Source organism: Corynebacterium sp. HMSC05D03 (assembly GCF_001807205.1).
GTDB classification, from domain to species: Bacteria; Actinomycetota; Actinomycetes; order Mycobacteriales; family Mycobacteriaceae; genus Corynebacterium; species Corynebacterium aurimucosum.
In genome coordinates, this window is record NZ_KV788171.1 from 49,084 (window position 1) to 69,951 (window position 20,868).

Annotated in this window: 18 protein-coding genes; all 18 read right to left on the reverse strand. The window is 61.2% G+C overall.

Going from position 1 to position 20,868, the window contains the following annotated elements; translation table 11 throughout:
- Positions 1-19: 19 nt before the first annotated feature.
- On the reverse strand, positions 20-2,074 hold the full coding sequence (uvrC, locus tag HMPREF3147_RS04300; RefSeq protein ID WP_070444898.1) for an excinuclease ABC subunit UvrC: 2,055 nt from the start codon (positions 2,072-2,074) through the stop codon (positions 20-22).
- On the reverse strand, positions 2,074-2,580 hold the full coding sequence (locus tag HMPREF3147_RS04305) for a PH domain-containing protein (protein ID WP_236659274.1): 507 nt from the start codon (positions 2,578-2,580) through the stop codon (positions 2,074-2,076). Before HMPREF3147_RS04305 ends, uvrC begins: the two co-directional genes overlap by 1 nt.
- Before the next feature lie 202 nt (positions 2,581-2,782).
- Positions 2,783-3,265: a 6,7-dimethyl-8-ribityllumazine synthase gene (gene ribH / locus HMPREF3147_RS04310; protein ID WP_070444904.1), complete on the reverse strand. Its 483-nt coding sequence runs from the start codon at positions 3,263-3,265 to the stop codon at positions 2,783-2,785.
- Positions 3,266-3,314: 49 nt separating this feature from the next.
- A complete protein-coding gene (locus HMPREF3147_RS04315; RefSeq protein WP_070444907.1) occupies positions 3,315-4,577 on the reverse strand; it encodes a bifunctional 3,4-dihydroxy-2-butanone-4-phosphate synthase/GTP cyclohydrolase II in 1,263 nt (420 codons plus the stop codon).
- Positions 4,578-4,588: 11 nt separating this feature from the next.
- Positions 4,589-5,227: a riboflavin synthase gene (locus HMPREF3147_RS04320; RefSeq protein ID WP_070444910.1), complete on the reverse strand. Its 639-nt coding sequence runs from the start codon at positions 5,225-5,227 to the stop codon at positions 4,589-4,591.
- A 96-nt stretch (positions 5,228-5,323) separates the two neighbouring features.
- Entirely contained in the window at positions 5,324-6,352 is a 1,029-nt protein-coding gene (ribD, locus tag HMPREF3147_RS04325) for a bifunctional diaminohydroxyphosphoribosylaminopyrimidine deaminase/5-amino-6-(5-phosphoribosylamino)uracil reductase RibD (protein ID WP_083276435.1), read from the reverse strand.
- Complete coding sequence (gene rpe, locus HMPREF3147_RS04330) at positions 6,349-7,026, reverse strand: ribulose-phosphate 3-epimerase (protein ID WP_070444913.1); 678 nt, start codon at positions 7,024-7,026, stop codon at positions 6,349-6,351. The genes ribD and rpe overlap by 4 nt, the downstream gene beginning before the upstream one ends.
- A 28-nt stretch (positions 7,027-7,054) precedes the next feature.
- Positions 7,055-8,653 (reverse strand): RsmB/NOP family class I SAM-dependent RNA methyltransferase, encoded by a 1,599-nt coding sequence (locus HMPREF3147_RS04335; RefSeq protein ID WP_070444916.1) that lies wholly within the window; start codon positions 8,651-8,653, stop codon positions 7,055-7,057.
- A complete protein-coding gene (gene fmt, locus HMPREF3147_RS04340; RefSeq protein WP_070444918.1) occupies positions 8,650-9,648 on the reverse strand; it encodes a methionyl-tRNA formyltransferase in 999 nt (332 codons plus the stop codon). The genes HMPREF3147_RS04335 and fmt overlap by 4 nt, the downstream gene beginning before the upstream one ends.
- Positions 9,649-9,737: 89 nt before the next feature.
- Complete coding sequence (def, locus tag HMPREF3147_RS04345; RefSeq protein WP_070444921.1) at positions 9,738-10,247, reverse strand: peptide deformylase; 510 nt, start codon at positions 10,245-10,247, stop codon at positions 9,738-9,740.
- A 95-nt stretch (positions 10,248-10,342) separates the two neighbouring features.
- Positions 10,343-12,385 carry a primosomal protein N' gene (locus HMPREF3147_RS04350; protein WP_070444924.1) on the reverse strand — a complete coding sequence of 681 codons (2,043 nt, stop codon included), beginning with the start codon at positions 12,383-12,385 and terminating at the stop codon, positions 10,343-10,345.
- An 11-nt stretch (positions 12,386-12,396) separates the two neighbouring features.
- Positions 12,397-13,620 (reverse strand): methionine adenosyltransferase, encoded by a 1,224-nt coding sequence (gene metK / locus HMPREF3147_RS04355; protein WP_070444927.1) that lies wholly within the window; start codon positions 13,618-13,620, stop codon positions 12,397-12,399.
- A 115-nt stretch (positions 13,621-13,735) separates the two neighbouring features.
- Positions 13,736-14,995 carry a bifunctional phosphopantothenoylcysteine decarboxylase/phosphopantothenate--cysteine ligase CoaBC gene (gene coaBC / locus HMPREF3147_RS04360; protein WP_070444930.1) on the reverse strand — a complete coding sequence of 420 codons (1,260 nt, stop codon included), beginning with the start codon at positions 14,993-14,995 and terminating at the stop codon, positions 13,736-13,738.
- 163 nt (positions 14,996-15,158) lie between these two features.
- Complete coding sequence (rpoZ, locus tag HMPREF3147_RS04365) at positions 15,159-15,461, reverse strand: DNA-directed RNA polymerase subunit omega (RefSeq protein WP_010186799.1); 303 nt, start codon at positions 15,459-15,461, stop codon at positions 15,159-15,161.
- A 38-nt stretch (positions 15,462-15,499) separates the two neighbouring features.
- Positions 15,500-16,069 carry a guanylate kinase gene (gene gmk, locus HMPREF3147_RS04370; protein WP_070444933.1) on the reverse strand — a complete coding sequence of 190 codons (570 nt, stop codon included), beginning with the start codon at positions 16,067-16,069 and terminating at the stop codon, positions 15,500-15,502.
- 8 nt (positions 16,070-16,077) lie between these two features.
- Positions 16,078-16,398 carry an integration host factor, actinobacterial type gene (mihF, locus tag HMPREF3147_RS04375; RefSeq protein ID WP_010186801.1) on the reverse strand — a complete coding sequence of 107 codons (321 nt, stop codon included), beginning with the start codon at positions 16,396-16,398 and terminating at the stop codon, positions 16,078-16,080.
- Positions 16,399-16,668: 270 nt separating this feature from the next.
- Entirely contained in the window at positions 16,669-17,517 is an 849-nt protein-coding gene (gene pyrF, locus HMPREF3147_RS04380; RefSeq protein WP_070444936.1) for an orotidine-5'-phosphate decarboxylase, read from the reverse strand.
- Positions 17,501-20,842, reverse strand: coding sequence for a carbamoyl-phosphate synthase large subunit (gene carB / locus HMPREF3147_RS04385; RefSeq protein WP_070444939.1), 3,342 nt, complete (start codon positions 20,840-20,842; stop codon positions 17,501-17,503). Before carB ends, pyrF begins: the two co-directional genes overlap by 17 nt.
- Positions 20,843-20,868 lie beyond the last annotated feature (26 nt).

Below are 20,868 nucleotides of genomic sequence, written 5' to 3' on the forward strand. Positions count from 1 at the left end.
TCTCGACAGCCAAGCCTTCTTAGGAAGCGTGAAGATGATCAAATACTGTTTGCGCTAACTTCGGCCCGAAACCCTTGACCTCAGCAATCTCTTCCACGCTGGCTTCTTTGAGCTTCTTCACCGAGCCGAAGTGCTTGACCAGGTCAGTACGACGCTGGGGCCCCAAGCCCGGAACGGCATCAAGAACCGATGAGCGCATACGCTTCGAGCGCTGCTGGCGGTGATAGGAAATGGCGACACGGTGGGCTTCATCACGGAGGTGCTGGAGCAAGAAGAGCGCCTGAGAATTGCGGGGCAAAATCACCGGTTCATCATCACCCGGAACCCACACTTCTTCTAGGCGCTTCGCCAGACCGATGAGGGTTACGTCCACGATGCCGAGTTCGTCGAAAACTGCCTGCGCCGCAGCCACCTGCGGTGCGCCTCCATCCACAATGAAAAGCTGCGGTGGGTAGGAGCTACGTTTGGTCTGGCTCGCCGCCTCTTCGTGCACCATCTCTTCGGCGAAGGTAGTGTTCTCCAGTTCCTCGTCCGGAACCGCTCGCTTGTCATCGTGGTGATGCTTGAAGCGGCGGCGAGTCACCTCAGCGATGGAACCGACATCGTTGGAGCGTCCATCACCCGCAGCCTCCTTGATGCGGTAGCGGCGGTAATCAGACTTGCGTGGCAGGCCATCTTCGAAGACCACCAAGGAAGCCACGACATCGGTACCTTGAATGTGCGAGATATCCGTACACTCAATGCGCAGCGGCGCGGAATCCATGCCTAGCGCCTCCTGCAGCTCCTGGAGTGCTGCGGACCGGGCAGTCAGATCGCCCACGCGCTTGAGCTTGTGCTGTTTCAGTTGCTCCTTGGCATTCCTCTCGACGGTCTCCATCAGTGCGCGCTTGTCGCCGCGCTGCGGGACGCGCAAGTCAATCTGGGAGCCTCGCAACTCCTCGAGAACAATCTTGACTTCGTCAGCTTCATCTGGAAGGGCTTGGACCAGAATCTCGCGAGGAATGGCGTTACCCTGCCGTGTGTCGGCATGGGATTCTTGGTCCACTCCCCTGCGTTCCAACTTGGCGTCCTCGGCAGCCTCTTGGCGCTGACGCTCGACGGCATCCGAATAGAACTGGATGAGGAAGTTCTGGATCAGTGCCGGCAGACCCGGATCTGCTTGGCCCTCCTCCACCACGTCTGTCGTTGCCTGATCACCAGAGCGCTCGACCACCCAACCACGCTGACCGCGGATGCGGCCCGAACGTACGTGGAAAATCTGCACCGCCGCTTCAAGTTCATCGGAGCTAAACGCGATGAGGTCTGCATCCGTCCCATCGGACAGAACCACGGCTTGCTGCTCCATCAATTTGTCTATCGCGCCGAGGTCATCGCGCAGGCGTGCTGCCAACTCGAACTCTAGGTTCTCCGCCGCCTCCTCCATGCGCTGAGTTATCCTCTTGCGCACCGGGGCGGTATTGCCATTCATGAAGCTGATGAGCTGGTTGACCGTCTCGCGGTGTTCCTCGGGGCTGACGCGGCCAATGCAGGGAGCATCGCACTTGCCGATGTAGCCCAAAAGACACGGCCGTCCTAAGCGCTCGTGACGGTTATACACACCCTTGGCGCACGTGCGCATGGGAAAGATTCGAGTCAGAAGATCGAGGGATTCGCGCACCGCCCAGGCATGGGAATAAGGGCCGAAATAACGCACTCCTTTGCGGCGTGGGCCGCGATAGAAGAACGCACGCGGGACGGTCTCCCCCACAGATACCGCGAGCATAGGGTAGGTTTTATCGTCGCGGTACATGACGTTGAAACGTGGATCGAAGCGCTTGATCCACGTGTACTCCAACTGCAGTGCTTCCACCTCGCTGGCCACCACAGTCCATTCGACTGAGGCCGCAGTCAGAACCATCTGGCGGGTTCGCGGGTGCAGTTGGGTGATGTCCTGGAAGTAGTTTGATAGCCGCGCGCGCAGGTTCTTCGCCTTGCCCACATAGATGACGCGGCGGTTCTCATCGCGGAACTTATAAACGCCCGGATCCGTGGGGATGCTTCCGGGCGCGGGGCGGTACTCAGAGGGATCAGCCACTAGTCATCCTGCGGCATGTAGCGGGCTTCCAGGTCACGGAAAGAGCGGACCTTGGTGATGACGTTCTGCTTATCACCTGACTGCAGGGCCCAAACCGGCACGTATTCGAAGTCAGGCAGCTCAATACGCGCCATGCGTGATCCCTCAGGGAAAGATAGGCCGTAGATGACCTGCCACGGGTAGAAGCGGGTTCCTAGAATGTTGCGGATCTCTACCCCATCAGAGTTCGCGCGGAGTCGCGGCCGAGTCAATGCCAACCACGACAGGATCGAAATCACCACGCCCACCCCGGGGAAAGCGAACTTATCAATAGTCGTCACCGTTGCGCCGGTAAAAGACAAGCCCACAGTGAAGCCCATAAATAAGTGCGCTGCCATGACGAGGATGATCCAGATGATCGCCACCTTGCGCAGGTAAGGCGACGTCGCTTCATATTCCCAAGGCTTGGATGAGGTCTGGGCAAAAGGATCAGCGCTGGTATAGGCCAACAACTGCTCCTCGCTCATGCGCGGTGCGCCCCCCGCAGAGCTCGATGCGGCTGGCCGCAAGGATTGCGAGGACGAATTGGCGTGAGCTGACTGTTCCCGCTCTTCATGGCCCAAGGGCACCTGTGGGTCCGTCATCGAGTTTTCCATCTCCTCATCACTCCGCTGAGGCAGGCCACGGCTCTGTGCTGATATGCAGGGCGCCGTGGTTGCGCGTGGCAGCCTACTTTAGGTTTGACTCGTCCAGTGTACGCAAGGTGTGCACGGTTTCTAAAGCTGCCTGCATGGCCTCTGCACCTTTATCTTCTGCGGAGTCTGCAAAGCCAGCGCGATCAACTGCTTGATCATAGTCGTTGACGGTGAGCACACCATTAGCCACCGGAGTGGATTCATCGAGCGCGATGCGGGTCAGCCCCTGGGTGACGGAATCACACACATAATCAAAGTGCGGAGTACCGCCACGGACAACACAGCCCAGTGCCACCACGGCGTCATGCGTGCGCGCCGCGGCCTGGACCACTACGGGGAGCTCCAAAGCGCCCACAACGCGCAGCGGGGTCACAACGGCACCGGCTGCTTCAGCGGTCTCCAGTGCGCGACGATGCAGCTGATCACAAATCTCGGCGTTCCACGTGGCGGTGACAACCGCGACGCGGAGTCCTTCACCCGAGACATTCTTCGGGGTTGGCAAGCCTTCCTTGCTCATTGGGTGCTCCTTTGTTTTAGTTTTCAGCTCGATTTTCCGGCTTAATGCCTTACGAGTGCTTCTGGTCCCATTCGGCGACCTGTGGCAGATCATGCCCCATCCGGTCGCGCTTCGTGCGCAGATAGCTGATGTTCTCCGCCGTCGCGGGGGTAGCCAACGCGGTGCGTGCGGTGGCATCAATGCCAAAGCCCTGTAGACCCTCGCCCTTGTGCGGGTTATTGGTCAAGAGGTTCACGGACTTCACGCCTACATCCCGCAGGATTTGGCCGGCCACGGAATACTCGCGGGCATCTTCGGGCAGGCCCTGCTCCACGTTGGCATCAACGGTGTCCATTCCCTTGTCCTGCAGGCGATAGGCTTTGAGTTTATTCACTAAACCGATGCCGCGGCCTTCCTGTCCGCGCAGGTAGATGACGATCCCGCGTCCTGCTTCTTGCACCGCACGAAGGGATTCCTGCAGCTGCGGCCCACAGTCACAGCGCTGAGAGGCAAAGACGTCCCCTGTAAGGCACTCAGAGTGGACACGAACGGGCACATCCTCCGCACCGCTATAACTCTCCACGTCACCGACGAAGAGGGCGATGTGCTCGCGCTTATCGACGTCACTCGAATAGCCCACCGCGCGGAACTCGCCGTACTCGGTGGGCAGGCGGGTTTCTACCTCGCGGCGGACCTGTTGTTCGTTGTGACGACGCCACTCGATGAGCTGCTCGATGGAAATCATCGTCAGCCCGTGAGCGTCGGCAAAGCGACGCAGCTCCGGCGAGCGGGCCATGTCCGTGGGGTCCTCTTCGGAGACGATTTCACACAGCACGCCGGCAGGGCGCAGACCGGCCAGCCGGGCCAGGTCGATGGCAGCTTCCGTATGCCCATCGCGTTCGAGCACACCATTCGGGCGGGCAGCGAGCGGGACCACGTGGCCAGGGCGTGTGAACTCCGACGGTTCAGAGGAAGGATCAGCCAAGCGCCGAATGGTGTCGCAGCGCGAGGTGGCGGAGATACCCGTCGAGCCATTAGCCAAGTCCACGGTCACGGTGTAGGCGGTCTGGCGCACGTCCTGGTTAACCGCCAGCATTGGAGGTAGGTTCAACCGCTCACAGTCTTCCGGGAGCAGCGGCGCGCAAATGTAGCCGGAGCTATAGCGCACCATAAAGGCCACAAGCTCCGGGGTGGCGAGCTCAGCGGCGAAGATGAGGTCGCCTTCGTTCTCGCGGTCCTCATTATCTATGACGACGACTGCCTTGCCGGCCGCGATGTCGGCGATGGCTTGGTCGACGCTATCTAAACTAAAAGCTGAATCTGCAGCGCTCATAAGGACTAACTCTATCCCTCTGTTCCCGCGCCGTGGGCGTTAGGGTGAACCATTTTCTCCACATACTTGGCAACCACGTCTACCTCGAGATTTACTCGGGCGCCTGGCTTCATGGAACCAAAGACGGTATCGCGCAGGGTGGTGGGAATGAGTGAGACTTCAAAGAAGGCTTCCGCACCGGGCTCTTCCTGTCCAACTGACAAAGCCGATACCGTCAGGGAGGTCCCCTGCACCGCGATGGAGCCCTTTTCCACCACGTAGCGCGCCAGCTCAGCCGGCAGACTAAAGCGCAATACCTCCCAGTGCTCTGAAGGCGTGCGGGACAGCAACGTCCCGGTGCCATCGACGTGGCCCTGCACAATATGGCCGCCCAAACGCGTCGTCGGGAGCACCGCACGCTCGAGGTTAACCGGCGAGCCCTCCGCGAGCTCGCCGAGAGAGCTACGGTTTAAGGATTCCTTCATGACATCGGCGATGAAGGTCCCTTCTCCTAACTCAGCCACGGTCAGGCACACGCCGTTGACCGCGATGGAATCACCTAGTTGCGCGTCATTCAATACGGTAGATGCCGCAATACCCAACCGCACGGCATCACCCTGCGGTTCGACGCTATCGACGTGACCGATCTCCTCAACGAGTCCGGTAAACATAGACCGCACTTCCCTTTCTTTTTAACACTCTAAATCTTCTAGTCCTTGAATCTTCTACCCATTGAAAGCTTGCCAGCTTTCAATGTTTCCCAGCTTTCAAAGCTTTTCATCCTTGCGATATTCCACAAGCAGGTCCTCGCCGAGCTCGGTAACCGCGCAACGCCGCCATCTTTGGGCGCGGGCCAAGTTCGACGACACAGCACTGGTGAGAACACCCCTGCCTTCACCGAGGATGACATTTCCTATATAAGCCTGGATCCGGTCGACACAACCTAGCTCCATGAAGCTTGTTGCGAGCCCCGCGCCGCCTTCGACGAGAATATCTCGGGCACCCGTGGCATATAGCTCATCTAGGGCCTCCTGTGGAGAGGCATAGTGCTCAAAACCTAGTCTCTCAAGGTTGGTTTGTCCTCCTTGAGACACATCCCGGGAGCCGATGACAACACGCCGCGGTTGCTGCGGGCGCAAGGAACCATCCGCACAGCGCGCCGTCAAAGACGGGTTATCCGCTAAGGCTGTGCCAGTTCCGATAAGGATGGCATCGCGCTGAGCTCGGTCACGGTGCACATGCTCGCGGGCCTGCTCCCCCGTGATCCACTGGCTGCTGCCATCCACTGCGGCGGTGAAACCATCCAGGCTCTGTGCGAACTTCAACGTGACGTGCGGGCGACCGAGTGCAACGGCGCACAGCCACGGCTCCAGCGCATCTGCTCCTTCTGCCGGTTCCGAGAGCTGTCCCACGGTGATGCCGGCGCGACGCAGAGTGGTTGACCCTCCCCCAGCTTGCGGGGTGGGGTCCGGGTGGAAGTAGTAGACAGCGGATACGGACGCATCGATAAGCGCCTGCGCGCAGGGACCAGTACGGCCCGTGTGATTGCAGGGCTCCAAGGTGACCACCGCGGTTCCACCGCGTGCCTTGTCCCCCGCATCGCGCAGCGCCATGACTTCAGCATGCGGTCCGCCCGGGGGCTGGGTTGCGCCGACGCCAACCACCTGCCCAGCGGAATCAAGGATGACTGCTCCCACCGGTGGGTTTGGGCTCGTTGTACCGCGCACCTGCTCGCCGGCCTCCATGGCTAGGCGTAACGCTTGCGCAAGGACAGCAGAATCGTGGCGTGGGTTCACAGCGTAGCCAATCGGCGCAGCTCCTCGATGGCCGCCGCCTTATCCGCCTGCTTGTAAATGGCTGATCCCGCCACGAAGGCATCGCAGCCCGCCTCGGCGGCGGAGCGGATCGTCTCGGCAGAAATGCCGCCATCGATTTCGATGAGGACGTCGAGGCCGCGCTCGTCAATGGCCGCACGCAAGGTGCGAACCTTGTCCAACTGATCCGGCATGAAGCTCTGACCACCAAAGCCAGGCTCAACAGACATGACGAGAACCTCGTCGAAGTGCTCCAAGGCATCCAGCCAGGGCTCAATCGGGGTGCCTGGCTTGATGGAGAAGCCCGCGCGCACCCCTAGGTCACGGATCTTGCGGGCCAAGGCGATGGCCGCTTCCTTATCGGCCACGGCCTCGACGTGGAAGATGATGCAATCAGCCCCGGCCTTGGCGTAGGTTTCCACCCACTTCTCCGGCTCCTCGATCATGAGGTGAACGTCGAGGGTCTGCGAGGTAATCCCGTCCACCGTCGCCGTAATATCCGGGCCGAAGGACAAGTTGGGCACAAAGTGACCATCCATGATGTCAACGTGGATCCAATCCGCGTTGGCCACGGCCTGAACCTCCTCACCCAAGCGGGTGAAATCAGCGGCCAGAATGGATGGGGAAATGATGGGACCAGACGAGTGTGCAGACATGACACTCAGCCTAGTCCCTCACGGGGCGCTAGTCCGCTACTCGGCGGAGGACGGCGAAAAACATTGCATCTGTTCCGTGGCGGTGCGGCCACATTTGGGCGGAGAGCTCGCTGCCGAGGTCTCCCATTTCCGGCAGCACCTCCCGCGCATCCAGCTCCTCGATACGCGCCTCTGTCCCAGCTCCATGGCGCTCCAAGGCCGCATCCACAATGCCTCGGGTCTCTCGCAGATCGGGCGAGCAGGTGGAGTACACCACAACACCACCGGGACGAACGAGCTCTAATGCGGATTCGAGGAGCTCGCTCTGGAGTTTGTTGAGCTCCGCAATATCGGACTCGGCCTTGCGCCAGCGAGCCTCTGGGCGGCGACGGAGCGCACCCAGGCCGGAACAGGGGGCGTCGACAAGCACGCGGTCGAAGCCTGCACCGAGACCCGGCGCACGACCATCCGCCCGATGCACGCGGACAGGTAGGTCTCCCACGGTCTTTTCCACCAAGGTAGCGCGGTGCGGAGAGACTTCTACGGCATCGACTTCCGCCCCCTCAATGCGGGCGATGGCACCCATCAAGGCAGCCTTGCCACCGGGGCCCGCACACAGGTCCAACCAGCGTCCGGTGTCGTCGCCGATGAGTTCAGCTTCCGTCACTGCGCGTGCGATCAGCTGTGATCCTTCGTCCTGGACCGCTGCCAACTTCTGACGGACGGGCTCTAGCGAGCCCGGGTCACCCTGCTCAAGATACACCGCATAAGGCGAATAACGCCCTTCCTCACAACCGGTAATGAGCGCAAGCTCTTCCGCAGAGATTTCGCCGGGCCGCGCTACCAAATGCACCAGAGGCCGCTCAGAATCCGCTTCGAGTGCGCGTTCCAACTCCGCTGTCTGTTCGGCGTTGAGCTTGCTCTCACCAGCGGCGTCCAGCAGGCCCAAGGCGCGTCCGAAAGAGCGGGCAATCCACTCCGGGTGGGCATGGCGGAAGGCCACAGCCGCGACCTCTTCCTTTGGAGCAAGCTTGTCTAGCCACCCTTGCGCAGGTGTGCGGGTGATGGTGCGCATAATGCCGTTGGCAAAGCCCTTGGCCTTTTCGTGGCCAGCTGCCTCCACGAGGCGGACGGTGGTATCGACCGCAGCATGCGCTTCAACGCGGGTGTACAGCACTTGGTAGGTGCCCATTCGCAAGGCGATGAGAACGTCAGGTGCAATGGCCTCTAGGCCGCGCGAAGCGCACTCGGCGATAACCGCATCAAGCACGCCTTCGCTGCGCAGCGTGCCGTAGGTGAGTTCCGTCGAGAAGGCTGCATCACGGCCGCTAAGGTTGTTCGCACTTACTACCTTTGGCAGCGTGAGGTTGGCAAAAGCATCATCGGCCTCTACACGCTGCAACACCTCGAAAGCCACCGCGCGTGGGACATCCACTCCGCAGCGCCGCGCTGCGGACATGAAGGACGCTGGCTGTCGGTCCCGGCGGCTGTGCTGGCGCTGTCCGCCTCGATTCTCTCGCTTTCCTTTAGTCTGGCGGTTAGTACCGCCACGTGCGGTTCTGCGTCCACCGCTGCGTTGCTGTTCGGCGCGCTCGGTGCGAGCTGCCGGATCACCGGACTTGCTGCGGGATCGGAAACCTCCACTCATGAAAACTTCACCTCATCCTGGCCGCCCTCTGCTGCTTGGGAAGCCCGGCTAGAAAGCCCGCGGCCCCAGTCGGCGGCATTCATCATCTTTTTGCCGGGCGGTTGGATCTGGCCTAGGCGCACCGGGGCGCTTCCGGTACCGACCATTACCTCCTTCTTCGCCACGTGTACTTCGCCCGGTTGCAGCGAAGTCAACGCGGTGGTGTCTGGCAACTCCTCTAGTTCTGCTGGCTCCACGATGCTGACCGGGCCTACCTTTAAGCGCGACTCCCCCAATAGGGTCCACGCGCCCGGCCCTGGAGTATGCGCACGGATATGGCGATCGACAACATCGGCCTGCGCGGTCCAATCGATTCGGGCGTCTTCCGTGGAAATCTTGTGCGCGTAGGTGGCCTCACCCGCCTGCGGCTGCGGGGTGATGCTGCCATCTTCCAAACCATTCATCGTCTCGACGAGCAGATCACCGCCGGCATACGCCAAGCGCGTCAGCAGGTCATCCGCGGTATCAGTGGGCCGGATTGTCTCTTCCATGGTGGCCAAGATATCCCCGGTGTCCAGGCCTCGATCAATCCGGAAGGTTGTAGCACCCGTTCGCTCATCTCCCGCAGCAATAGCAGCCTGCACTGGGGCAGCGCCACGCCACGCTGGGAGAAGGGAAAAGTGAAGGTTGACCCAGCCGTGCTTGGGAAGGCTCAAGAGGTCCTCGGTGATCAGGTTTCCGTAGGCGACCACTGGAATGGACTCGGGGGCGATCTCTGCTAGCCGTGCACGCAATGCATCGCCGTCCTCGGTGCCCTGCTTGAGGGTGGTCGGCGTGAGCACCTCGATGCCGTGTTCCTCAGCTAAGGCTTTCACGGGGCTCGGATGGACGCTGCGTCCACGACCACGGCGGGCGTCGGGCCGAGTGATGACTGCGGCTACCTCATGATGGGACTCGATAAGCTTCTGCAAAGCCACAACAGCGGGCTCGGGGGTTCCGGCGAAAATAATGCGCACTGTGAAGGCAGGCCTTTCTTAGTTCACGTTGTTTGGGTTCTAGGTTTTAATCGATGTGGGGCCGCGCTGGCGTCAGAGCGTGCGCGCGGCTATGAGTTAAACCACTCCGCTTGGCGGATGGTCTTCATAGATTCCTTGCGCAGTTCGTCGCTCAGGCGCTGGAGGAACAAGACACCGTCCAGGTGATCTGTTTCGTGCTGTGTGCAACGCGCCATCAGCCCCGAAGCCAACATCGATACAGGTCGGCCCTGCGGGTCGTAGCCGCGCAGACGCACCGTGGAGAATCTTTCGGTGGGCTGCGAAATACCTGGGATGGACAGGCAGCCCTCAGTTCCTAACTGCATGTCCTCCCCTACCGCTTCCCACTCTGGGTTGATTACCGCACCGCGCAGGCCGCTTTGAAAGTGTGAGCAATCGAAGACGAAGATGCGCTTGGTCACACCAATCTGGTTGGCGGCTAATCCGACTCCCCCAGCATCTTCCATGGTTTCCAGCATGTCCTGGGCCAAGCTTTCCAGTGACGGCCCGAACTCGGTGATTTCCTCGGCACGGGTGGTCAGGACCGGATCGCCATAAAGGCGAACCTCGCGCACAGTCATAGTGGTACTCCTCGAGGGCTAAACAGTGTGTCGGCTACCGAGAATAGTTCACCTCCAGCAGCGCGCGCCCGCCAGGGGTGAAAAGAACGCAGCCCTTAACCGATGTTGATTGGGTCCACGGTGATGCGCAGTGGCAACACATCCTTGCGTGCACTGCGCACGGAATTAGCCCTTCTCAAAGCCTGACCGAGCTCTGAACGCGGACCTAGTGGGGTACGAATCAATAGCCGCTGCGGCTCACCGCCGCGCTCATGATCATAGTCACCTGGCAGGCTCACTCCCGGCGGCAACGGGACGGGCCCGAGAAGCTCCGCATGTTCCGGCAGTTCCGCCAACTCCAAAAATGCATCGAGGGAGGCATCGGCGCCGTCGACGGCCGCCATATGCACAGCAGGTGGAAAGCGTACCTCGCGGCGTGCCTGCAATTCCGCTGCTGCAGCTCCCACCATGTCCCAGCGGCTCAAGAAGCCCACGAGTGGCAGTTGCTCATCGGCAGCAACGATCACCGCACCGCCGTCGCGTGCCGGCGCGACGAGAGTCGCAGCAGCCGCCCACTTGGCCAAAGTGTCCTCCGTGGCTCGCAGATCCTGGCGGCCCAGCAGCGCCCCGGTTTCCACCAAGAGGGCGGCGCCGTAGTGCCCACCCTCCGCGATGCGCGGTTCCGCGCCCGGTGTAGCGATAACCAGCGCGGGACCGGTAGGGATCTCATCGAGAATGGTGGATCCGCCCGACTGAATCACTCGGGTGTTGGGAAATGCGCGGCCCATCTCCTCCGCCGTGCGTTCCGAACCCAGCACGATGGCGCGCAGCCGCGGCGAGCCGCATTCGGAGCACCGATAATGAGCGTCAACGCGCCCACACCACCGGCACGTCGGCAGCGCAGCCGAATCTGTCGATTCATCCCTCGAAGCACCAGCGGAAGGCAGACCCAAGGGGCCATTGCAATGACGGCAACGCGCCGGGGACGCGCAGTGCCCACAAGCCAAAATCGGCGCATAACCTTTACGCGGGACCTGTACGAGAACGGGCTCACCGCGGTCGAGCGCCGCACGTGTGGCCTGAAATGCCGGGCCGCTGACAGCCGTCGTCCCGCCCTGCATGTGGCGGGCCAGATTAATCCCGTACGCACCCACCGCAAGGATGTTGGGGCGCCTCTTCTCCAGCGCTGTGTCGCTAGGTAAAAGATCGTGGGCCCACCCCGATTCAACAAGCAACTGGGCTTCTGCGGTGCGCGCATGGCCGGCGAGGACAAGGCTGCAGCCTTCCTGTGCCGAGCGGGTGCTAAGCACCTCCCTCGAATGGGCATAGGGCTTGAGGTTATCCACCAAATTATCGTCGCCGTCATTGAGGACAACGGCCAGCTTGAGGCCCTTGACTGGGGCAAAGGCTGCGGAGCGAGTACCGATGACGATCCGTGCTTGACCAGTTAAGGCGGAAAGATAGCGACGATAACGGGCCTGGGGCCCAGTACTGTGCGCGAGGACAGTGATTTGTTTGGCAGAAACGTGACGGCGAAACGCCGCCTCTAGGCAATCCAAGTCACGCTGATCGGGGACGACCATGAGCACGCCCCCGCCCTGCAGGGCCACGCTGGTTCCAAGGGCTGCCAAAGCACCGGCCCAGTCTTCCCCGGGTGCTATCTGCCAGGCTGCCCGGGCAATGTGCCCGGACAAGATCGAATCTACGAAGGACTCCCCGTGCTGGTAGCCCGACCACGCGGAAAGATCCGGATACTCGGCAGTGCCAAGTTCCTCCCACGGCGTATCCACGTCTGCTTCTTCGGCCTTGGCGTGGCGCGCCGGGATCGCGGTGCGAATGATGTCGGAGCGCACGCCGCCATAACGAGCCGCGAGGGATTCGATGAGCGCTGACATTGTCGGGGTGTACACCGCATAAGGAGAAATGACGCGATCAATATAACGAAGCGAACCCGCATAGTCGGAATCGCTAGCCCGCGACAACAAGATGGCGTCAACCAGACGACCATTGAAGCGGATGCGCACCCGCACTCCGGGCTGAGCAGCCTGTGAATCCGATTCATCAATGAGGTAGTCGAATTCTCGGTCCAAGTGGGCCACCCCTAACAAAGGCAACACCCGCGCGACCGGTTGTTGGGCGGCGGGTGTCTTCTTGGGCATAGGGCCCGATTCTACAGGCCGGCGGCGCGACGCAGGCTGTCGGCTCGCGAGGTGTCCTCCCACGGCAGATCGACATCGGTACGCCCGAAGTGTCCATAGGCTGCAGTCTGACGATAGATTGGACGCTGCAGGTCGAGCTCGCGAATAATCGCGGCCGGGCGCAGGTCGAAGACCTTATTCACCGCTGCCTGAATGTCAGCGTCGCTCAAGCCCTCGTGGGCAGTGCCGAAGGTCTCCACATACAGGCCGACCGGCTTTGCACGTCCAATGGCGTAGGCAACCTGCACCTCGGCACGGTCAGCCAGGCCAGCGGCCACGATATTCTTAGCCACCCAGCGCATAGCATAAGCCGCGGAACGGTCCACCTTGCTTGGGTCTTTACCGGAGAACGCACCGCCACCGTGGCGGGCCATGCCACCGTAGGTATCCACGATGATCTTGCGGCCGGTCAAGCCCGCATCACCCATGGGCCCGCCCAGAATGAAGGAGCCGGATGGGTTGATGAGAAGCTCAGTATCTTCGGTGTAGTACTGGCCCAATTCAGCATCGTTCACGACCCACTCGACGACATGGGTGCGAAGTTGCTCGGCCAACCACTCCTGGGTCACATCCGGATCATGCTGCGTGGAGATCACGATCGTCTCCAAGCGCGTCGGCACATCATTTTCGTCGTAAGCGAAGGTGACCTGAGTCTTTCCGTCGGGACGGAGCGAAGGCACGATACCTTCCTTGCGGACGTGGGTAAGACGGCGCGAAAGGTGGTGAGCCGTCGAAATCGGCAGCGGCATAAACTCTGGAGTTTCATTCGTTGCGTAGCCAAACATGAGGCCCTGATCACCAGCGCCATACTGGTCATCATCCTCAAACGTCCCCGAACGTACCTCTGTGGAGGCGTCGACGCCGGCCCCGATCTCCTGGGACTGTTCACCAATGGCCACGTTGACGCCACAGGTGTGGCCATCAAAGCCCACATCGGAAGAGGTAAAACCGATCTCTACAAGGGTCTTGCGGACGATCTGTGGGATTTCAACATAACCGGAGGTGCGCACCTCGCCCACGACGTGGACTTGGCCCGTCGTCACGAGAGTCTCCACAGCGACGTGGGCGTCAGGATCTTCCTCCAGGAGGGCGTCAAGAATGGCGTCTGAGATCGCGTCACAAATCTTATCCGGATGACCTTCTGTCACGGATTCGCTAGTAAAAAGGCGCACCGCCTGAGCAGCTTTATCAGTCACAAATCTTCCTTAAACTAATTCCGCGCGCCGTGGGCAGGACTTCGCCTCACCCACGCCTCGGCTGTTAACACCGCCCCATCGTAGACCAAGCGGTCTACAACTGCAAGAACGAGCGCTACTTTTCCAACATTTCATTCACCACATCAAGAATCTGTGCGGCCACAACTTGCTTTGAGCCCGGGGCAACCACCACTGGGTCGGAAGAGCGACGAAGGATCCACCCGGCACTCGTGGCTTGGCCAAAGACCTTGCCCTCTCCGACCTCATTAGCCATGAGCACATCACAGCCCTTCTTCACAAACTTCTGCTGGGCATACTCAAGCACGCTAGTAGTCTCATCACCAGTCTCCGCAGCAAAGCCAACGATGATTGCCTCGCGCTTAACTTCACCATTCTCACGCCGCTGCACCAGACCCTTGAGTATGTCCGGGTTCTCCACGACCTCAAGGCTGGCCAAGTCCTCGTCTGCTGCGCCCTTCTTCATCTTCGAATCCGCCACGGACGCGGGACGGTAGTCGGCAACAGCCGCGGCCATGATAATGATGTCGGCATCGGCAGCTTCGCTATTCATCGCCTCCTGCATATCCCGCGTCGATGTCACGCGCACCACGGAAGCGCCTGCAGGGATGGGAAGCGCTTCAGTGCTTCCAGCAACAATAGTGACATCCGCCCCGCGTTGCGCAGCGATCTCCGCCAAGGCAAAACCCTGGCGTCCAGAAGAACGGTTGCCAAGGTACCGCACTGGATCGAGGTTCTCTTGGGTACCTCCGGCAGAGATCACAACCTTCCGGCCCTGCCAATCATGCTTCACGCGATGCCCCGCGATAATCGTACGAGCAAACTCCGCTATCTGCTCTGGTTCCGGCAGGCGGCCGGCACCCGTATCGGTGCCGGTGAGTCGGCCATGCGCCGGCTCCATCACGGTGATACCGCGCCGGCGGAGCGTTGCCACATTGTCCTGGGTTGCCGGGTTCAGCCACATCTCCGTGTGCATGGCGGGGGCAATGATGACGGGGCACGTAGCAACCAGCACGGAAGCGCTCAAAAGATCATCGGCGCGGCCACAGGCCAACCGGGCGATAAGATCCGCGGTGGCAGGAGCGATGACGACTGCATCAGCCTGCTGCCCCAAGGAAACGTGTTGGACCTCATCCACGGCATCAAAGACGGTTGTGGAGACCGGGTGTCCTGACAAAGCTTCGAAGGTGGCCGCCCCAACGAAGTTCAATGCGGCCTCCGTGGGAACGACGCGGACATCATCGCCCTGTTCTTTAAAATCCCGAATAAGGTGACACGCCTTATAGGCAGCAATGCCGCCTGCCACGCCGATAAGGATTTGGCGGCCTCCTGCGGGCTTGGTCGACGCAGGTCTCAACTCTGAACTATCTGGGGTTTTCTGTACGTCCTTCACTCGGCCGATAGTACCCAAGACACAGCAAACCCACCGAAGCGCCTAGAGAGACACTTGGGTGGGTTTAGATTCAGAATGGCGCTAAGGCACTTTAAGAAGCTGCCTTGTTGCCTTCACGATGAGCAGGCTAGTTGCCTTCCTCGTGGTCCAGCAGGCCAGCGTCAATCTCGCGGAGGGCGATGGACAGCGGCTTCTCACCCGGTTCCGGGGTTACCAGTGGTCCGACGAACTCGAAGACGCCTTCATCCTGTTCCTGGTAGTAGCTGTTGATCTGGCGTGCGCGCTTCGCAGCGAAAATCACCAGAGCGTACTTGGACGAGACCTTGCCCAGCAGTTCATCAATCGGCGGATCGGTAATACCCGTCGGCGGATCGAATACTGGCTCCGGCTTCACGGCCTCAGAATTGGCAGGTGTGGTCACGTTGGTCACATGCACCTTTACTGTTGGTAGATGGTCAAAATCGTGGTCTATCCACGCAGGATAGCACTAATTGCAGCAACGGCCTCATCGAGATCTTCATTCACAACGATGTGGTCGAATTCCTTTTGCGCGGCAAGTTCCGTCTCTGCAGTATGCAGTCTGCGGTCAATGACATCCTGCGGTTCGGTCCCGCGCCCAGTTAGGCGCTCAACCAGAACTTCCCAGGATGGTGGGGCGAGAAACACGGTTTCCGCCTCCGGCATCGCCGCCTTCACGTTGCGGGCGCCTGCAAGATCAACCTCCACCAACACCGGACGGCCGGCCACCATCGCTTCCTGCACCGGCTGAGCCGGCGTCCCGGAGCGCTGCAAACCACCGTGGATCTCAGCCCATTCGAGCATGTCACCGGCATCAATATGTTCTTGGAAAGCCTCCGGGGAGACGAAGAAGTAATCCACCCCATCAGTCTCGCCGGGGCGGGGTTGGCGCGTCGTCATTGAGACGCTGAAGTAGAGGTTGTCAACATCATCACGCAGGCGCGAAACCACAGTGGACTTACCCACAGCGGACGGCCCGGCCAGAACGACCAGGCGCCCGCGTGCAGTTTCGTCAGCCATTGTGCTAATTACTCGCCGTAGCCGAAACGCTCGAGCAGGGCGCGGCGCTGACGGTCACCCAGGCCACGCAGGCGACGGGTCTGAGCAATCTCCAGGTCCTCCATGATTTCCTTGGCCTTGACCTTGCCAACCTTCGGCAGAGCCTCGAGGAGAGCGGAGACCTTGGTCTTGCCGATGATCTCGTCAGTCTCGGCCTTCTCCAGAACTTCCTGCAGGTTGGTCTCGCCGCGCTTCAACGCAGCCTTGAGCTCAGCGCGAGCCTTGCGGGCCTCAGCGGCCTTTGCGAGAGCTTCTTTGCGCTGCTCATCTGTCAACTTGGGAAGGGCCACGGGTTTCCTCCGATTTCATTAGTACGAACATTGTCATCTGATGGCTAGCACCAGAATCTCGGCTCACGGTGGGAAGATTTCCCCAGCGCGGGATAGCTTTTGCTACCTCCACGAACCGACTTCTGGCAATCCTAGCACTGGTCTGTACGCGGTGACGCAACGCGGCCCCTTTCACTTAAAGGTTCCTGCACGTCAACGCACATGCCTTAAACAAAATACCAGGTAAACAGCGCTCCTGTTAATCCAGCACGCCGCTACCTGGTCTGAGTATTAGTGCCGGAACTCCGCCGCCGTATCCACTACGGCTTTCCGCAGGTCAGAGACATTAGGCCCCTGCGAAAGAATGGCCCTGGAGACGTTAGCAAAGCCGAGTTCAGGCGCCGCTGCGGTGAGTTGCCTTACATCCGCGGGCGTTGCGCCTTGGGCGCCGACTCCCGGAAGCAGCACTGGACCGTTTAATTGGTCTAATACAGGCGGAGCCTCCAACGTCGCGCCCACGACCACGCCGAGAGCACCCACGGTGTTGTCTGGCCCAGCCGCAGACGCATTGCGCTGCGCAAGCTCATCGACGACTCGTTGCGCCACGCTGCGGCCGTCGACGCTCAACGACTGCAACGCCACGGCCTCCGGGTTGGAGGTCGCCGCAAGGACGAAGACCCCTCGTCCCGTGTCCTCCGCTAGGTCGAAGACTGGGCTCAAAGCGCCCACACCGAGGTAGGGCGAGACCGTCACAGCATCGGACCGCAGCGGCGAGTCCTCCCCGAGCCAAGCTTGCGCGTAGCCCGCCATGGTGGAACCGATGTCTCCGCGCTTCGCGTCCGCTAGGCTCAAACAGCCCTGCTCTCGAAGGCCCGCCAGGGCCTCCTCAAGTACAGCGAAACCGCGAGACCCGAAACGCTCAAAGAAGGCCACCTGCGGCTTCACCACCGCCGCGGTCTCCGCGAAAGCCTCTACACAGCGCAGCGTAAACGTGCGCAGACCATCCACATCAACCGACAGGCCCCAGGCCTCCAGCAAGTGCGGGTGGGGGTCGATGCCCACGCACAGGCGCCCGCGCTCCGCACCGGCTGCCACGAGGCGCTCGCCGAAAGACGGCGTCTTCCTAGTTGGCTGGGTCATGCTTAAGCTCCTGCAGCGCGCGTACCTTGAGGTCTCCGCGGCGCAGGGCTTCGATGCCCTGCACGGCTGCGGTCACGCCTTGGACGGTGGTCACCAGTGGAACACCCACGGATACCGCAGCGGCGCGGATGTCATAGCCATCGTGACGGGCGCCGGCGGAGCCTGCCGGGGTGTTGAGGATGAGGTCGACCTTGCCGCCGAGGATCTGGTCCACGATGGACTCCTCCCCCTCCCCAGCTTCCGAGACCTTCCGGGCCACCTCGCACTCGACGCCGTTGCGGCGCAACATCTGCGCGGTACCGGCAGTGGCCACGATGGTGTAGCCCATGTAGGCCAGGCGCTGAATCGGGAAGATAAGGGTGCGCTTATCGCGGTTGGCCACGGAGACGAACACGGTGCCCTCGGTGGGCAGCTCACCGAAGGCGGCCATCTCACCCTTGGCATAGGCGGCACCGAAGTTATCAGCCAAGCCCATCACCTCGCCGGTGGACTTCATCTCTGGAGAAAGCAAGGTATCCAGCAGCTGGCCGTCGGGGCGACGGAAGCGGTTAAACGGCAGCACGGCTTCCTTGACCGCAATCGGGTGCTCCAGCGGCAGGGAACCACCGTCGTAAGTGGACGGAATGATGCCTTCCTCGCGCAGCTCCGCAATGGATGCACCCAGCATGACGCGTGCGGCAGCCTTAGCCAGCGGCACGCCGGTGGCCTTGGAGACGAAGGGCACGGTACGGGAGGCACGCGGGTTGGCCTCGATGACATAGAGAGTGTCATCCTTCAGGGCGTACTGAACGTTCATCAGGCCCTTGACGCCGATGCCGTGCGCTAGGCGACGCGTCGACTCCCGCACCTTCTCAATATCCTCCGGCCCCAGCGTCATCGGCGGCAGCGCACAGGAGGAGTCACCGGAGTGGATACCTGCTTCCTCGATGTGCTCCATGACTCCGCCGAGGTAGACCTCCTCGCCGTCACACAGCGCGTCGACGTCGATCTCAATGGCGTTATCTAGGAAACGGTCGACCAAGACTGGGTGATCCGAGGTGATCTCGGTAGCGCGCTCGATGTAATCGCGCAGCGAATCCTCGTCGTAGACGATCTCCATGCCGCGGCCACCCAGCACGTAGGACGGGCGGACCAGCACCGGATAGCCGATATTCGAAGCGACCTGGCGGGCCTCCTCAAAGGAGGTAGCGGTGCCGAAGGCCGGTGCAGGCAGCTCGGCTTCGGCAAGCACCTTGCCGAATTCACCGCGGTCCTCGGCCAAGTCGATGGCAGCGGCCGAGGTTCCCACGACCGGAACGCCGGCAGCCGTTAGGCGCTCAGCCAGGCCCAGCGGGGTTTGGCCACCCAGCTGAACGATGACGCCGGCAACTTCACCACCAGCGGCCTCCGCGTGGTAAACCTCCATGACATCCTCGAAGGTCAGCGGCTCGAAGTAGAGACGGTCGGCGGTGTCATAGTCAGTCGACACCGTCTCCGGGTTGCAGTTAACCATGACCGTCTCGTAGCCCTCACGGGATAGCTCGAGGGCGGCGTGCACGCAGGAGTAATCAAACTCGATGCCCTGGCCAATACGGTTCGGGCCGGAGCCTAAGATGATGACCTTGCCCTTGGTCTTCTCGCTGCTCTCGCGCACCTCGGACTCAGCGTTCGGGTCCATTTCATAAGCGCTGTAGTGGTACGGGGTCTGGGCTTCAAACTCGCCCGCACAAGTATCAACGGTCTTGTACACCGGGCGAATGCCCAAAGACCAGCGCAGGGAGCGCACGCCATCCTCACCGGCGAACTCTGGGCGAAGAGCCGCGATCTGGGCGTCGGACAGGCCAAAGACCTTAGCGCGGCGCAGTAATTCAGCGTCCAGGACTGGCGCGCTCACGAGCTCCTCGCGGAACTCAACAAGCGCCTCAAGCTCGGCGAGGAACCACGGGTCGATGTGCGAGTGCTCGTGCAACTGCTCCACCGTGGCACCGAGACGCAGAGCCAGCTCGACATCGTAGATGCGGCCCTCGGTCGGACGCTCCAGGTCCTTGAGAACGGCCTCCACGTCCGTTGCGCGCTCCCCAGCGAAGTACTCATCCGGCTTGGTCCAGAAACCAGAAGGCTTGCCCTCCAGCGAGCGCATGACCTTGTTCAGGCCGGAAATATAGTTGCGGCCGATACCCATGGCCTCGCCCACAGACTTCATCGTGGTGGTCAGAGTGTCATCGGCGCCCGGGAACTTCTCAAAAGCAAAGCGCGGGGCCTTGACGATGACGTAGTCCAGAGTCGGCTCGAAGGCCGCCGGGGTCACGCCAGTGATGTCGTTGCGTACCTCATCCAGGGTGTAGCCAATCGCCAGCTTGGCTGCCAGCTTGGCAATCGGGAAACCGGTGGCCTTAGAGGCCAGCGCGGAGGAGCGGGACACGCGCGGGTTCATCTCAATGGTGATGATGCGGCCGTCATCCGGGTTTACAGCGAACTGGATATTGCAGCCGCCGGTGTCGACGCCGACCTCGCGGATGATGGCGATACCCTGGTCGCGCATCTTCTGGTACTCGCGGTCAGTGAGGGTCAATGCCGGGGCCACGGTCACGGAGTCACCGGTGTGGACGCCGAGGGCGTCGACGTTCTCGATGGAAGCGATGACCACAACGTTATCGTCGCCGTCACGCATGAGCTCGAGCTCGAACTCCTTCCAGCCCAGGATGGACTCCTCGATGAGGACGTTCGCCTCCGGTGAGGCAGCCAAGCCACCGCCGGCAATGCGCTCAAGGTCCTCTTCGTTAAAGGCCAGGCCGGAGCCCAGGCCGCCCATGGTAAACGATGGGCGTACAACGACCGGGAGGCCAAGCTCGGAAACGGTCTCGTGGACCTCCTCCATCGTGTGGCAAACACGGGAGCGCGCGGATTCGCCACCGATGGAGGCCACGATGTCCTTGAATTTCTGACGATCCTCGCCGCGCTCAATGGCGTCGATATCAGCACCGATGAGCTCGATATCGTACTTCTTGAGGATGCCCAGCCGGTCCAACTGTACCGCGGCGTTCAGAGCGGTCTGGCCGCCCAGGGTTGCCAGCACGGCGTCGATGGGGTTGCCCTCTTCCTTTTCCTTCTGGAAGATCTTCTCGATGAACTCGGGCTCGATGGGCTCCACATAGGTGTGGTCGGCGAACTCCGGGTCCGTCATGATCGTTGCCGGGTTGGAGTTAACCAGCGTGACGCGCAGGCCTTCCTCCTTGAGCACGCGGCAGGCTTGGGTGCCGGAGTAGTCGAACTCGCAGGCCTGACCAATAACAATCGGACCGGAGCCGATAACCAGGACGTGATTGATGTCGTTGCGCTTTGGCATGTGTTTCTTCTTCCTTTTCCTGGTTG